This window comes from Mesorhizobium sp. P2_E10, from assembly GCF_056404235.1.
In genome coordinates, this window is the sequence record NZ_JBFUEK010000004.1 from 20,870 (window position 1) to 35,150 (window position 14,281).

Consider the following 14,281-nt stretch of genomic DNA (forward strand, 5'->3'; position numbering starts at 1 on the left):
ACGCCATGATGCAATCTGGAATTTTCACAGGGTATTTCCCCTACGGGCTCGAAGAGACGGCGAAGAAAATTCGCGGCCACGGCTTCAACACCGTACAGCTCGACCTGCATTTCAAGGATATCGACCTGTCGGCCGGCCAGATCACCAAGGACAAGGCCAAGAAGGTGCGCGATACGTTTCGTGGCTACGACCTGCCGATCTGCTGCATCTCGGGCTACACCAATGTCATTCATCCCGACCTCGCGCACCGCAAGGCGAATGTGGATCGGCTGAAGGAAATCATCCGCAACGCCCGCCAGCTCGGCAGTGCTTACGTGATCTCGGAGACCGGCACCTACAACACCGAGAGCGAGTGGATGAGCGATCCCAAGAACAAGTCCGAAGAGGGCTTCGAGATGTGCCGCAAGGTGATCGCCGAGCTGGCGCAGGAGGCCTACGATCACGGCTCGATGTTCCTGCTCGAAACCTACGTCAACAATGTCGTCGGCTCGGTCGAGGAAACGGTGCGCATGTTCGCGCAGGTCGACCATCCCGGTCTCGGCCTGCTGATGGACCCGACCAACTATTTCGAAAGCCACAACATCGACCAGATGGACAAGGTGCTGAACCAGGTGTTCGACACGCTGGCCGACAAGGTCAAGATTGCGCACGCCAAGGATGTCGCGCGCGCCGGCGACGACAAAAGCGAGAAGCACGCCGATATCGGCGATGATGACGCGCTCGCCTCGCATACGTTCCGCGGCGTCGGCGAGATGGTGCTGAACGCACCGGGCACCGGTTCGCTCAACTACGATCTCTATCTGCAGCGCCTGGCGCAGAAGAACCCGAACATTCCTGTCATCATCGAGCATCTCTCGGAAGACGATGTGCCGCGCGCCAAGAAATTCCTCGACGACAAGTTCCGCGCCAACGGCCTTTGACACCAACACCTTGCGTCGCCGCTTTGCGGCGGCGCATCGCCACAGGGAAGTGAGAGAAGCGGCCGGCAGATGGTAGAGCTTTACGGCAAGACGCTTTCGCGCCGACAGGTCAGCGAACGTTCGGGCATGCTTTCGCAATTTGCCGGCGTGCGGCTGATGACGCTCGGCGACGGTGTCGAGCGCGGCATCCGCATGCTCGAATTCCGCACCGGCTCCGGCCTGCGCTTCACCGCGCTGGTCGACCGGGCGCTCGATATCGCCGACTGCGACTTTAGGGGCCAGGCGATCGGCTGGCATTCGCCGAGCGGCTTCCGTCATCCCGGGCTGCACGACTATGAAGGCGAGCAAGGCCTTGGCTGGGCGCGTTCGTTTTCCGGCCTGCTTTTGACCTGCGGTCTCGACCATATTCTCGGCCGCGATGAAGTGCCGGCCGACACCTACAACTACCCCGGCAAGAAGAGCGTGGTCCATTCGCTGCATGGCCGCATCGGCACCATCCCGTCGCGGCTGACCGGCTATGGCGAGGCCTGGGACGGCGACCGCTGCGTGCTGTGGGCCGAGGCGATCGTCCAGCAGTCGACGGTGTTCGGCGAGGATCTGCACCTATTGCGCCGCATCGAGGCCGATGTCGGCGGCAACGAAATCCGGCTTTCAGACCGCGTCGTCAATCACGGCTTCAACCGCACGCCGCATATGTATTTCTATCACATCAATGTCAGCCATCCCTTGCTCGACGAGGGGTCGCGCTATCTGGCGCCGATCAAGGATGTCGTCTGGGCCGGACATGCCGGCGAGCGCTACGAGGCGCAGAAAGTCGGCTACCGCACGATGCCGGCGCCGCAAATGGGGTTCAGCGAGCAGGTCTGGCAGCATGAAATGGCGGCCAATGCCGCCGGCGAGGTGCCGGTGGCGCTGGTCAACGACCGGCTCGGGCTCGGCTTCGAAGTGGTGACGCGCAAGGACCAGTTGCCGTGCGTCTATCAATGGCAGAATTTCCAGGCCGGCCAGTATGCACTGGGCATCGAACCCTCGACGCATCATGTGCTTGGCAATCTGGCGGCGCGCGAACGTGGCGAGATGATCTGGCTGGAGCATGGCGAAAGCCGCTCCTACGATGCGGTGTTCCGCGTGCTCGACGGCACTGATGAGATCATCGCTGCCGAGCGCCGGATCGCGGGCATCGCGCAGCAGCCGCGCGAGGAATACCCGAGGCCGTCGGGCAATTTCCCAAAATTGGCGGGCAGGGCATGACCGGGATGCAAAACGTCGGCTGGCGGGCCGGAAATCGGAGGTCGATGTGACGGAGAACAAGCGCGATTATAGCCTGGTCGGCGAAAGCACGCGGAGGGCGATCGAGACCGGGCTGGCCTCGGCCGAATGGTATCACACCGATGTCTCGCGCAAGGCGATGAAGGAACTGATGCAGCGCTCGGACGGCCCGGCGATCCGCGACACCATCATCTGGATATCAGCCATACTGGGGTCCGCCGCCGGCGGAATCTGGTTCTGGGGCACATGGTGGTGCGTGCCGTTCTTCTTCGTTTATGGCTTGCTCTACGGCTCTTCCAGCGACTCGCGCTGGCACGAATGCGGCCATGGCACCGCGTTCAGGACGCGCTGGATGAACGATGTGATCTATCAGATCGCCAGCTTCATGGTGGTGCGCAATCCGGTGACCTGGCGCTGGAGTCACGCCCGCCACCACACCGACACGATCATCGTAGGCCGCGACGCCGAGATCGCCGTGATGCGGCCGCCGGACCTGCTGCGCGCCGCACTTGCCTTCACCGGCATTCTCGATTTCCGCTATTCGCTGCCGACCCTGGTGCGCAACGCCTTCGGCAACATCTCGCCCGACGAGAAGAGCTACATCCCCGAGATGGAGCAGCCGAAGGTCATCACGGCCGCACGCTGGCATGTCGCCATCTACATCGCGACCATCGCGCTGGCGCTCTATATGTGGTCGTTCCTGCCGTTGATGATCATCGGCCTGCCGCGCCTCTACGGCAGCTGGCACATGGTGCTGACCGGCCTGCTGCAGCATATCGGCCTCGCCGACAATGTCGTCGACCACAGGCTCAACACCCGCACCGTCTACATGAACCCGATCAGCCGCTTCATCTACTGGAACATGAACTACCATGTGGAGCATCACATGTTCCCGATGGTGCCCTATCATGGGCTGCCCCGGCTGCATGAGTTGATCAAGCACGATCTGCCGGAGCCCAACCCGTCGATGTGGCATGCCTATCGCGAGGTCTGGCCGGTAATGCTCAAGCAGCTCAAATACGAGGACTATTTCCTCAGGCGCGAATTGCCGGCGACGGCGCGACCCTATCGGGGCGAATTCCACGAGTTGAATATGTCGGCAGCGGCGGAATAGGCTTGCGGCCTCAGCAGGAGACAAAAATGGCTGACTGGGTTGAAGCGTGCGCCGTCGACGATGTCGACGAAGAGGATGTCATCCGCTTCGACCATGGCGGGCGCAGCTTCGCGATCTATCGCTCGCCCGATGACGAATTCTTTGCCACCGACGGGTTCTGCACGCATGAGAAGGCGCATCTTGCCGACGGGCTGGTCATGGACGACATCATCGAATGCCCCAAGCACAATGGCCGCTTCAACTACAAGACAGGTGCTGCCAGGGGCGCGCCTGTCTGCGTCAACCTCGGGACCTATGCGGTCAAGGTCGAGGCCGGCAAAGTGATGATCGACATCAGCTGACCGGCCTGCCGTAGCCGCAACACAAGGAAGCAAAATCGATGAGCCGGAAAAGACCGACGGTGGCGGATTTGCGCGCCATGAAGGGCAAGCGGCAGCTAACCATGCTGCGCGTGATGACGATGGACGAGGCCGAGGCCGCCGAGCGGGCAGGGGTCGACATCGTTTCGGTGCCGCCGGAGCTGGTGCTGAACCCAGAGTATCGCGATGCGGCGCCCAGCCTGTTCACCATGCCGGGCGAGAATTTTTATGAGATCGGCACCGCCGATGATTTTATCCGCTGGGCGTTCCGGCTCTACAAGGCGAGTGCCGACGCGGTCTATTGCAGCGCCGGCTTTGCCACCGTCAAACGGCTGGCCGACGATGCCATCCCGGTGATCGGCCATGTCGGCCTCATTCCTTCGCGCGCGACCTGGACCGGCGGCTTCAAGGCGGTCGGCAAGACCGCCGACACCGCGATGCAGATCTTCGAGGCGGTGAAGCAGTATGAGGCCGCCGGCGCCATCGGCGCCGAGATCGAGGTTGTGCCGGTCGAGGTGGCGAAGGCAATCTCGGAGCGGACCTCGCTGATCATGCTGTCGATGGGGGCGGGCACCGGCTGCGACGCGCAATATCTGTTCGCCGACGACATTCTTGGCCAGAACCGTGGTCACATGCCTCGTCACTCCAAGGTCTATCGCAATTTCGCCGCCGAATATGATCGCTTGCAGGCGGAGCGCATCGCCGCATTCTCCGAATATGTCGCCGACGTCAACAGCCTCGCCTATCCCGAAGACCGACATGTCGTGCATATGGACCCGCAGCAGCTTCGCCTGTTCCTGAACAAGGTCGATGGCGTGGGTTGAAATATGCGCAGTTGGAAGGTCGCGCCACTGGTGCAAATCGGCGCGTCAGAAAGGACCGAACGGGAGACGCGAACTACGACGAGAGCATTACCGCGTTGCGGGCGGCGGTATTTGATGCCTTGATGGCGAACCACGTGCACCTGACAGTCCTCTCTTTGTCCAGATGACTGGCACTTTAGGAGTTTGGCGGCTCAGTCGGGAAGAGTTCCTGTCTCCCGGTGGAAGGCACTCGCAGCGAGTGTGTGAGAGTGGCTAGGACCGAGCTCCGACGCCACGCCCAAATCTCGCTACGCCTCCGTTCTTTTTCTGCTCGTTCAGGCAGCACGGGCGAAGCGATCGACCCTGAAGTCGTCGAGCGGCGTTTCGCAACGGTCGGTCGTGATGAGTTCGGCCATGGCGTCGCCCACGCCCGGACCAAGCTGGAAGCCGTGTCCGCTGAAGCCGAAGGCGTGGAACAGGCCTGGCGTCGTCGCCGAGCGTCCCATGACCGGCAGCATGTCCCTGACATAGCCCTCGCAACCGGACCAGGTGCGGATGACCGTAGCCTGCGCGATCGCCGGCAGCAGCCGCGCGACGGCGCGCAGTTGCATGAGCAGGCGCATAGGGTCGGCGGCCGCGTGGCCTGGATCGAGGTCCACCGGCACCCTTTCGGCCGCTCCGCCGAAGACGATGTTGCCGCGCTCGACCTGGCGCAGATAGGCGCCATAGTCCTTGTCGCGCGTCCAGATGCCGACCACTGGCAGGATCCGATGCGGCAGCGGCTCGGTCACGCCCATCTGCGGGCCATAGGCGTCCAGCGGGACCTCTTCGCCAAACTGCGCGGCGATGCGCGCGCCCCAGGCTCCGGCGGTATTGAGCAGGCAGCCCGCGGCGAATTTGCCTTTCGAACCCGCGACAAGGAAACCGGAGCCCGTGTGAGTGATCTTCTCGACCTCCGCTCTTTCGATGATCTCCGCACCGAGCTTGCGGGCTGCCTCGGCAAAGGCAGGCGCGATCAGCCGCGGATTGCCGCTGCCATCTTGCGGAGAGAACGACGCAGCGATCGCTTCGGGACCGAGGCCGGGAAAGCGGGCACGAATCTCGCGTGGACCGAGTTCCTCCAGTTCAAGCCCCTCGGGGCGCGCCGCCTTGGCGTAGGCCCGCATGTCGGCGAGGCTATCTTCATCGAAGATCAGCCGGATATGGCCGGTAGCGCGGAATTCCACGTCGCGGCCAAGCATCTTCTCGGCCTCGCCCCACAGCCTGAGCGAGCGATGGGCCAGCGGAAGCTGGGACAGATGACGCCCCGTACGCCGGATGTTGCCAAAGGAAGCGACCGTTGCTCCGGTGCCGATCCGGTTGCGCTCGATAAGCGTCACGCGCGCCCCGCGCCTGGCGAGGAAATAGGCCGAAGCCGTCCCCATCAGGCCGCCGCCCAGCACGATCACATCCATAGTCGTTCCTTAGCGTAGAGCAGCTGATCCTTGGATGTATCCATCTTGTCGGTGCCCCGGCATTGCGTCAAAGATGGGTTTGGACAGAAGCCATAAGCTTTACCTATGGAGTGGCTATGCGGGCCCGGCAGCTCGAAGTGTTCATCGCCGTCATGCGCGCGGGCAGCGTGACCGCTGCGGCGCGGATGCTGAACATCTCCCAGCCCGCGCTCAGCCAGATCCTGCTCCACACCGAAGACGAACTCGGCTTCACCCTGTTCGAGCGGGTGAAGGGTCGGTTACGACCGACCCCGGAGGCGCTCGAGATCTTCCCTGATGCCGAGAGGCTGTCGGCGGGGCTGGAGGGCCTGCGCCGCAAGACCACCGACCTGCGCCTGGGCCGGACCGGGCTGGTGCGGGTCGCGGCTTCACCGCCGCCGGCCATGGCTATCTTGCCGCGTGCGTTCACCAAATTCCGGGTCCAGCATCCCAACATAATGTTGCGTGCTCATAGCGCGCCGATCTCCGCCATCATCGACATGCTGCGCGCCGGCGATGCCAGCCTCGGCGTGGCCATGGACGACCGCCTGCCTCCCGATATCGAGGCGGAAAAGATCGGCAGCGTCGGCTTCTCATGCCTCCTGCCCGCCGGGCATGCTTTGGTCGGGAAAACCGAGCTGACGCTCGCCGATCTCGCCGGCGAGGAGTTGATATCCTATCGTGGCAACACCCGTCCCGCCGACGAACTGGCCCATGCGGCCCGCGCACAGGGCGTGGTGCTTTCGCCGTCGCTCGAGATCGACGTATCCATCTCCGCCGTCGGCTTCGTCCAGGCTGGCTTGGGCATCGCGCTGGTCGATGCGCTGTTGCCGTGGCACCAGTTTGCCGGGCTTGCCGTCAGGCCGCTCGCCGCGGGGCCGGAATTTCCGATCGCTCTGCTGACCTCGCGCACACGGCCTCTCTCGCGGGCCGATGAGATGATGCGCGACGAAATCCGCGCCGCCTGTTCCGCCGTCCTGGATGAGCATAGCGCGAACGCATAAGCAAGACTTATATCCTTGCTCATCATACGTCTTGGACCCGCACCATCCAGTCATGCCAGTTTTGCCTTTGGCAGACAGGAAGGGACGCATCATGGACAGTGCCATCGCGGCGGATGCGGCGAAAAGCGGGGCCGACTGGAAGGTCGGCGTCGATATTGGCGGGACATTCATCGATTTCTGCGCGCTTGAAGCCCGTTCCGGACGGGTCGCCTCGCTGAAAGTGCTGACGACGCCGGAAGATCCGGGTGCCGAACTGATGACCGGCCTCACCCTTCTGGCCGAACGCGAAGGTTTTGATCCTACGCTCATGACGCGCTTCGTGCACGGCACCACCGTCGGCATCAACACGATCATCCAGCGCAAGGGCGCCCCGCTGGCGCTGTTCACCAATGCGGGCTTCGAGGACGTGATCGAACTCGCACGGCTGCGAATGCCGGACATGTATTCACTGTTCTGCTCGCGCCCGGACCCGCTGATCTCTCGCGACATGGTGTTCGGCATTCCGGTTCGCATGCGTGCCGATGGAAGCGAATCCAAGGCACCGGACATGGCGGCGGTGGCCAGGGCGGTGGCGGCGGCGAAAACGAATGGGGCGCAGGGGATCATCGTCTCCTTCCTCCATTCATGGCGCAATGCCGCGCAGGAGGCGGCCGTCAAGGCGACGATCGCGCGTCTCGCGCCAGACCTCTTCGTCTTCTCCTCGGCTGAGGTGTGGCCGGTCATCCGCGAATACGAGCGCAGCTCGACCGCCATTCTCAACGGCTATGTCCATCCGCGCGTCTCGGGCTACCTGACGGCGCTGGAAGAGCGGCTGAAGGACCGCGGCGTGCCGGCCCGCCCGATGCTGACGAAGTCGAACGGTGGGCTGATGAACGCTGCCGAAGGCAAGCGTGCCTGCGTGAACATGCTCTTGTCGGGAACGGCCTCCGGCGTCATCGGCGCCTCGTGGCTGGCGCGTCAGGCAGGCGAAGACAAGATTCTTACTCTCGACATTGGCGGCACCTCGGCCGACTTCGCGCTCATCATCGGCGGCGAGGCGCAATTCGGAACCGGTGAACTGATCGGCGAATTTCCACTGCATATCCCTTCCGTGTCGGTGAGCTCGATCGGCGTCGGCGGCGGCTCGATCGCCAGTGTCGACGCGCAAGGGGTGCTGCGCGTCGGACCGGAGTCGGCAGGTTCGACGCCAGGACCGGCATGCTACGGCCGGGGTGGCGTGCGGGCGACGGTGACGGACGCCATGGTGGCATGCGGATGGCTTGGCCACAGCGAGATGGCCTACGGCCAGCTCAGGATCGATACCGGACTGGCGCATCGCGCGGTCGGGGACCTTGCCGCCCGGCTCGGCCGCCCGATCGAGCAGACCGCGCAGGCGATCCTCGACATCGCGGTGTCGGAAATGTTCGTCGAGGTCGAGAAACTCGCCTCGCGCGCCGGCGTCGACTTGCGCGATTTCACGCTGATGCCCTTCGGCGGCGGCGGCCCCATGCTCGGCGCCTTCCTCGCCCGCGAACTCGGGATGAGGCGCGTCATTGCGCCCCGCCGCCCTGGCGTGGTGTCGGCGCTGGGCGGGCTGGTGGCTGATCTGCGCGGAGACTTCATTCGCACGATCTTCAGCCCCCTGTCGGGCACGTCGCTCCCCGGAATTCGCGAGACTTTCGAGACCCTCGCGCAAGAGGGGCGCGACTGGCTTGCGGAGCAAGGTCATGACGGGGAGGCGGAGCTCAACCTCTCCTGCGACATGCGCTATGTCGGACAAAGTTATGAGATCGAGGTCGCCCTTCAGCCGGAGTGGCTGACGGACGGGAATGCGGCCGCCGTCGCACAGGCCTTCCACCTCACCCATCAGCAGCTCTACGATTTCCACGACCCGGACGGTGAGATAGAACTTGTGAATGTCCGGCTATCCGCCGTAGGCGCGGGGCCGAAGCTCTCCTTCCCGGAGATCGACGAGATCGGCGGCTCGGCCATCCCGGCGCGTCGGCTCCCGGTCTACACCGGCCTGAGCGTCGAGACCGTCGACCTCTACGAGCGGCAGGCCCTCGTATCCGGCAGCACGTTCCACGGTCCTGCCGTGGTCGTGCAGGAAGACACCACCTTCGCCATTCCCGCGGGAGCACAGGCAAGGGTCGACCGTCACCTCAACCTTTTGCTGACCTTCCCGGAGTAAAGCCATGTTTGACCGGACAAACCTTCAGGTTCTGGCGAACCACGCCCGCGCGGCCGCCGAGAACATGGCCCATACGCTGCACCGCACCGCGCACTCCGCCTTCGTCAAGGAGACGCAGGATTTTACGGTGATGCTGATGGACCGTTCAGGCGCGACCTTCGCCGTTCCGATGGAACTCGGCGCCACCTGGTATCCGGGGCTTTCATATCACCGCGCGATCGCGATGGTCGACGACTACAGGCCGGGGGACGTTGCGTTCACCAACGATCCCTATTCCGGCCACGTCGCCACGCACGCGCCCGACACGCATCTGTGGAAGCCGGTCTTCGTCGACGGCGAGATCGTCGCCTGGACCGGAGGGCACATCCACAACACCGACATGGGGGGCGCGGTGCCGGCCTCACTCAGCCGGGCGCTGACCGAAATCCATCAGGAAGGCATCCGCTTTCCGCCCATGAAGCTGGTGAACGAGGGCGTCTTCGATGAAACGATCCTGCGGATCATGAGCACCAATGTGCGCAAGCCCGACCTCAACATCGGCGACATCAAGGCGCTGGTCGGCGCGCTCAACACCGGCGAGCGCAAGATCCAGGCGATGGTGAAGAAGTTCGGCAAGGCCGGCTTCATCGAGGGCGTTTCCGCGCTTCTCGACCATGCGGAGGCGCAGGCGCGTGACGTGCTGCGCGCCATGCCCGACGGCACATGGCAGTTCGCCGACTATGCCGACGAGGATTCGGTCGAGGCCAATCCCTGCAGGCTGAAGCTGACGCTGACGATCAAAGGCGACGAGGCGGTGCTCGACTTCACCGGCTCCGATCCGCAGCTCGGCTCCTCGCTCAACGTGCCTTCAGGCGGCGACCCGCGACACACCATGCTGCTCGTGGGCGTCTATTACGTGCTTTACACACTCAACCCGAAGCTCCTGCTCAATACGGGCCTCACCAGGCCGTTCACCTGCATTACGCCCGAAGGTTCGGTGCTCAATCCGGTCCATCCCGCCGCGGTGGGCATGCGCTCGCTCACCTGCGCCCGGCTGCGGTCGGTCATCTTCGGCGCCTTCTCGCAAGCCGTGCCGGAGCGCCTGCCCGCAGCACCTGCCGGCAACAACTGCATCGTCAATGTCATGACCACGGACGAGCGGACCAGCAAGACTGTCATCACGGCGGTGAATCCCGTGGTGGGCGGCGGTGGCGCGATGCCGCATCGCGACGGAACCAACGGGTCGGGCGCCGATGCCGCCTATCTCAAGAACACGCCGATCGAGATCACCGAGACCGAGACCCCGGTCGAATTCGTGAAATACGGGCTCGCCAGGGACAGTGGCGGTGCGGGGCGTTGGCGCGGCGGGCTGGCGACCGAGATGGCCTTCCGTGTCTTCGCCCCCGACTCCAGGATCACGGCGCGCAACCGCGATCGCGGCTTCTTTCGTCCGTGGGGCGTGCTGGGCGGCAAGGCGGCCGGCCTATCGGACATGGTCGTCAATCCAGGGACCGAGCACGAGCGGCGGCTGGGCAACATCGACACGGCGGTGCTGCAGCCTGGGGACGTGCTCGATATCCGCTCCGCCGGAGGCGGCGGGCGCGGCGATCCGCGCAATCGCGAGCCCTGGCGCGTCGCGCAGGACGTGCTGCGTGGCTATGTCTCGCCAACGGCTGCCGAGCGCGACTATGGGGTCGTCATCCGCGACGGCGAGGTCGACATGCAGGCGACGGAAAGACTGCGCGCGCGGCAGGGGCCAGCCGCCGGCCATTTTCATTTCGGTCCGGAGCGCGATGGCTACGAAGCGCAGTGGACGCCGGCCGCCTATGACCTGCTGACCGCCATTCTGCGGGACTTGCCGATCCACTGGCGATTTTTCGCCAAGACGGAGATCTTCCGTCGCATGAAGGGGCGCTCGGGGCAGGAGGGCGTCCAGGAGGCGTTCGATGCGGTCTGCGAACGGTTCCCCGAACTGCCCCGTCCTCGCACCGTGCGAGAGGCAGCGGAATGATCACCGCCGGCCGCATCGTCCGGCTGGCCGAGCGCGACCGCGCAGTGGTGCATTTCTTTCTCGACGGTGAGATGCGCGGCGCCCTTGCGGGCGACACCGTGCTGACCGCCATTCTGGCATCAGGACACGCGTTGCGAAAATCCGAGTTCGGACCCGAGCCGCGCGCCGGCTTCTGCCTGATGGGAGCCTGCCAGGATTGCTGGGTATGGCAGGACGAGGGACCGCGCCTGCGGGCGTGCTCGACATTTGTCAGCCAAGGCATGCGGTTGCGCACGATGCCACCGGAGAGCTGGCCGTGAGCGGGACCATGCCGCCGCGGATCGTGATCGTGGGCGCCGGCCCGGCTGGCATTAGGGCCGCCGCGACGCTGGTGGAGGCCGGGCTCCACCCGGTGGTGATCGACGAAGGGCAGCGCGTAGGCGGACAGATCTATCGCCGCCCGCCCACCGGGTTCACCCGCACCGCGAAGCAGCTCTACGGGTCGGAGGCGGCGAAGGCGGACGCGCTGCATGCGCCGTTCGACCGGCTGGCCAAAGACGGGCGGCTCACCCATCGCGCAGCGAGTTCAGTTATCGCTGCGCAGGACGGGCGACTGCACGTGCTGGGGGAGGACGGCGTGCAGATGATCTTCCATGACCGCCTGATCCTTGCCACCGGCGCGTCCGACCGCGTCGCTCCGGTCCCGGGTTGGCAGAGCGCCGGCGTCTACAGCCTTGGCGCAGCGCAGATCGCGCTCAAGGCGCAGGGTGTGGCCCTCGGGCGGCGGATCGTGCTGATCGGATCGGGGCCTTTGCTGACGCTGGTCGGCGCCCAACTCCTCAAAGCCGGAGCTGATGTGGCGGCGGTGCTGGACACTTCTCCCTGGGATCAACAGATGCGGGGGCTCTGGCAGCTTGCCGCCCGGCCATCGGTCGCGCTGCTCGGATTGGCCCTGCGGGCGAGGCTCGGCGGCCGCTACCATGCGGGCGTGACGCTCGAACGGATCGAGGCCGACGGGCAGGGTGTCACAGCGATGCACTGGCGCGACGCCGGCGGAAGGCAGCGCCTCACTCCATGCGACATGATCGGCATGGGCTGGCACCTGCGGGCGGAGACGCATCTGGCCGACCTCGCGGGATGCGGCTTCACATATGATGAGCAGTGGCGGCAATGGCTGCCAAAGACCGACCAGATGGGTCGTGCCGGCAACGGCGTCTATCTTGCGGGCGATGGGGTTCGTCTTCTTGGCGCGGACGGCGCTGAGATCGCTGGGCGTCTCGCTGCGGCGGCATGCCTTGCCGATCTCGGACATCCGTCGCCCTCCGCCGGCGCCGATCTGCGCAAGCTCGCGCGGCTCGAGCGCTTTGCCCGCGGCCTGGCTCGGGCCTTTCCCTGGCCGACAGCGATGGCGCAGGCACTCCCCGACGACACGATCGTCTGCCGCTGCGAGAACGTGAGTGCCGGAGACATACGAGAGAGCGTGACTTTCGGTGGCGGCGAAGCCAACAGGGTGAAGTCGCTGTCGCGCGTCGGTATGGGCCGCTGCCAGGGGCGCTATTGCCAATTGGCCGCCGCCGAACTCGTGGCGGCGCAAGCCGGCTGCATGCCCGACGCTGTCGGCCGGTTTCGCGGGCAGGCGCCTGTCCGGCCGGCGCCTATTGGCGCCTTTCTGCGCAACGGCTGATGCAATTGCGGAGGCCGCGCATGATGAGGATCAGATGCTAGAAATCGGCGACCTTCCCCCAGGCCGAAGCGCCGAAGCGCCTGGGATCATAGGATGTCGGATCGACGATCGGCTCCGCTCCCGTCACCAGATCGGCGACGAGATGCCCGGCGCCGGGCCCGATGCCGAAGCCGTGTCCCGAAAATCCGGCAGCCAGGAAGAAACCCGGAATGGTCTGGATTTCGCCAATGGCAGGCACGCCGTCCGGTGTGCTGTCGACGTAGCCGGCCCAGGTCGCGCTGATCCTGGTTTGGCGCAGTGCCGGCAGCAGCTCAAGCGCGCGGGCGTGGGTCAAGCGGATCGTCGCCTGGTCCGGAGCCGGGTCGAGGATGCGCATCCGCTCCATAGGCGTCGGCCGGTCGAGCCGCCAGCGCCGTAGCGTTTCGTGGCCCGAACGCATGCCTTCCAGCCCGCCGGGTGCGATGCTTCGCCACCGCCTCAGGAACATCGGCAGGAATTGCGACGAGAAACGCAGCTGCTGCGGCGTCAAGTCTACGCGGCCGCGTCCGCTTATGGCGAGCGTGTAGCCGCCGCTGCGACGCGTGGCCGAGATCGTTGCCGTGTGAAGCGCATCCGGCAGGCCCTCTGCGCCCGGCGAAACCGACAGGATGGAGGAGCGGACCGACACCTGCGGAAAGCGGAAACCGAACTGATGGCAAAACGAGGAGGCCCAGGCGCCGCCAGCCAGGACGACCGCCTTGGTTCGGATCGTTCCGCTCTCCGTAACCACGGCGCTCACGCGCCCGCCCTCGGTCTCAATGCCGCGCGCGGCGCAATTCTGGTGCACGCTGCTCCCGAGCTTAAGGATGGCGCGGGCGACGGCGGGCGCAGCCTGCGATGGATCGGCGATGCCGTCGGCTGGCGAGAAGACGCCGCCCTTCCAGGTCCGGCCCGTGGCGTGGCCTCGCTCACTGGCCTCGGCGCTGTCGAGCATATGTGTGGTGACACCGGCCGTGCGGGCGAAGTCACGCCAGCGCGCCCAGCCGGCCAGTTCCGCCTCGTCATTGCTAAGATAGAGCAAGCCGCAGCGTCGGAAGCCGGTATCCTCGCCGGCGTCCGCGGCAAAACGCTCCCAAAGATCGAGGCTTCGCGTCGCCATCGGCAGCTCGCGGGCATCGCGGTTCTGCTGGCGGCACCATCCCCAGTTCCTGCTGGATTGCTCGGCGCCGATGCGTCCCTTTTCGACAAGCGCAACCTGCATGCCGCGCCTCGCCAGATAGTAAGCTGCGAAGGCCCCCACGATGCCACCGCCGATCACCACCGCGTCAGCGGACCGTGGCAGTTCGCCGGATGTCTCGATTTGCTGCAGTGGCGCGGGCATGGTCTTCTCTACATTGACGCTACAATCTAGTGCTTTGCGCAGGCAGCCGCTGCTGCAGTTGAGGCCGAAGCAGTATTTTATTCTGGAAGCGCCATCGGAATCGGGAGTCCCTGCCATTCAGCGGGTATCCGCTCGGATGGACAGGGCAGCGGGCTGT

12 protein-coding genes are annotated in these 14,281 nt (G+C 65.1%); 10 read left to right on the top strand and 2 right to left on the bottom strand.

The genetic code is table 11. The features are described 5' to 3' along the window. Positions 1-5: 5 nt before the first annotated feature. From AC1D0N_RS12065 to AC1D0N_RS12085, 5 genes are all read left to right on the top strand, one after another. On the top strand, positions 6-920 hold the full coding sequence (locus AC1D0N_RS12065) for a sugar phosphate isomerase/epimerase family protein (protein WP_477244080.1): 915 nt from the start codon (positions 6-8) through the stop codon (positions 918-920). A gap of 69 nt (positions 921-989) precedes the next feature. Further along, positions 990-2,171: an aldose 1-epimerase family protein gene (locus tag AC1D0N_RS12070; protein ID WP_477244082.1), complete on the top strand. Its 1,182-nt coding sequence runs from the start codon at positions 990-992 to the stop codon at positions 2,169-2,171. Between the two features lie 46 nt (positions 2,172-2,217). Further along, on the top strand, positions 2,218-3,303 hold the full coding sequence (locus AC1D0N_RS12075; protein WP_477244084.1) for a fatty acid desaturase family protein: 1,086 nt from the start codon (positions 2,218-2,220) through the stop codon (positions 3,301-3,303). A 26-nt stretch (positions 3,304-3,329) separates the two neighbouring features. After that, the gene (locus AC1D0N_RS12080; protein WP_477244086.1) at positions 3,330-3,644 is read left to right on the top strand and encodes a MocE family 2Fe-2S type ferredoxin; all 315 of its coding nucleotides are present in this window, start codon (positions 3,330-3,332) and stop codon (positions 3,642-3,644) included. A gap of 38 nt (positions 3,645-3,682) precedes the next feature. Beyond that, a complete protein-coding gene (locus tag AC1D0N_RS12085) occupies positions 3,683-4,486 on the top strand; it encodes a 3-methyl-2-oxobutanoate hydroxymethyltransferase (protein WP_477244088.1) in 804 nt (267 codons plus the stop codon). Positions 4,487-4,800: 314 nt separating this feature from the next. Here AC1D0N_RS12085 and AC1D0N_RS12090 read toward each other — a convergent pair whose 3' ends face one another. After that, positions 4,801-5,919 (bottom strand): NAD(P)/FAD-dependent oxidoreductase, encoded by a 1,119-nt coding sequence (locus AC1D0N_RS12090; protein ID WP_477244090.1) that lies wholly within the window; start codon positions 5,917-5,919, stop codon positions 4,801-4,803. 116 nt (positions 5,920-6,035) lie between these two features. Here AC1D0N_RS12090 and AC1D0N_RS12095 point away from each other — a divergent pair, with 116 nt between their 5' ends. The 5 genes from AC1D0N_RS12095 to AC1D0N_RS12115 all read left to right on the top strand — a co-directional run bounded on the left by AC1D0N_RS12095 (position 6,036) and on the right by AC1D0N_RS12115 (position 12,764). Continuing rightward, on the top strand, positions 6,036-6,941 hold the full coding sequence (locus tag AC1D0N_RS12095; protein ID WP_477244092.1) for a LysR substrate-binding domain-containing protein: 906 nt from the start codon (positions 6,036-6,038) through the stop codon (positions 6,939-6,941). 91 nt (positions 6,942-7,032) lie between these two features. Then, a complete protein-coding gene (locus AC1D0N_RS12100; RefSeq protein WP_477244094.1) occupies positions 7,033-9,111 on the top strand; it encodes a hydantoinase/oxoprolinase family protein in 2,079 nt (692 codons plus the stop codon). A 4-nt stretch (positions 9,112-9,115) separates the two neighbouring features. Then, positions 9,116-11,101 carry a hydantoinase B/oxoprolinase family protein gene (locus tag AC1D0N_RS12105; protein ID WP_477244096.1) on the top strand — a complete coding sequence of 662 codons (1,986 nt, stop codon included), beginning with the start codon at positions 9,116-9,118 and terminating at the stop codon, positions 11,099-11,101. Further along, positions 11,098-11,400, top strand: a complete 303-nt coding sequence (locus tag AC1D0N_RS12110) for a (2Fe-2S)-binding protein (protein ID WP_477244098.1) — start codon at positions 11,098-11,100, stop codon at positions 11,398-11,400. The genes AC1D0N_RS12105 and AC1D0N_RS12110 overlap by 4 nt, the downstream gene beginning before the upstream one ends. 8 nt (positions 11,401-11,408) lie before the next feature. Then, positions 11,409-12,764 (top strand): FAD/NAD(P)-dependent oxidoreductase, encoded by a 1,356-nt coding sequence (locus AC1D0N_RS12115; protein ID WP_477244989.1) that lies wholly within the window; start codon positions 11,409-11,411, stop codon positions 12,762-12,764. Between the two features lie 37 nt (positions 12,765-12,801). Here AC1D0N_RS12115 and AC1D0N_RS12120 read toward each other — a convergent pair whose 3' ends face one another. Beyond that, positions 12,802-14,124: an NAD(P)/FAD-dependent oxidoreductase gene (locus AC1D0N_RS12120; protein WP_477244100.1), complete on the bottom strand. Its 1,323-nt coding sequence runs from the start codon at positions 14,122-14,124 to the stop codon at positions 12,802-12,804. Positions 14,125-14,281 lie beyond the last annotated feature (157 nt).

Bases quoted from the DNA above. Each gene is read 5' to 3' on its own strand.
- AC1D0N_RS12065 (WP_477244080.1), top strand. From the start codon at position 6: ATGATGCAATCTGGAATTTTCACAGGGTATTTCCCCTACGGGCTCGAA.
- AC1D0N_RS12070 (WP_477244082.1), top strand. From the start codon at position 990: ATGGTAGAGCTTTACGGCAAGACGCTTTCGCGCCGACAGGTCAGCGAA.
- AC1D0N_RS12110 (WP_477244098.1), top strand. From the start codon at position 11,098: ATGATCACCGCCGGCCGCATCGTCCGGCTGGCCGAGCGCGACCGCGCA.
- AC1D0N_RS12100 (WP_477244094.1), top strand. From the start codon at position 7,033: ATGGACAGTGCCATCGCGGCGGATGCGGCGAAAAGCGGGGCCGACTGG.
- AC1D0N_RS12080 (WP_477244086.1), top strand. From the start codon at position 3,330: ATGGCTGACTGGGTTGAAGCGTGCGCCGTCGACGATGTCGACGAAGAG.
- AC1D0N_RS12120 (WP_477244100.1), bottom strand. From the start codon at position 14,124: ATGCCCGCGCCACTGCAGCAAATCGAGACATCCGGCGAACTGCCACGG.
- AC1D0N_RS12090 (WP_477244090.1), bottom strand. From the start codon at position 5,919: ATGGATGTGATCGTGCTGGGCGGCGGCCTGATGGGGACGGCTTCGGCC.
- AC1D0N_RS12105 (WP_477244096.1), top strand. From the start codon at position 9,116: ATGTTTGACCGGACAAACCTTCAGGTTCTGGCGAACCACGCCCGCGCG.
- AC1D0N_RS12115 (WP_477244989.1), top strand. From the start codon at position 11,409: ATGCCGCCGCGGATCGTGATCGTGGGCGCCGGCCCGGCTGGCATTAGG.
- AC1D0N_RS12085 (WP_477244088.1), top strand. From the start codon at position 3,683: ATGAGCCGGAAAAGACCGACGGTGGCGGATTTGCGCGCCATGAAGGGC.
- AC1D0N_RS12095 (WP_477244092.1), top strand. From the start codon at position 6,036: ATGCGGGCCCGGCAGCTCGAAGTGTTCATCGCCGTCATGCGCGCGGGC.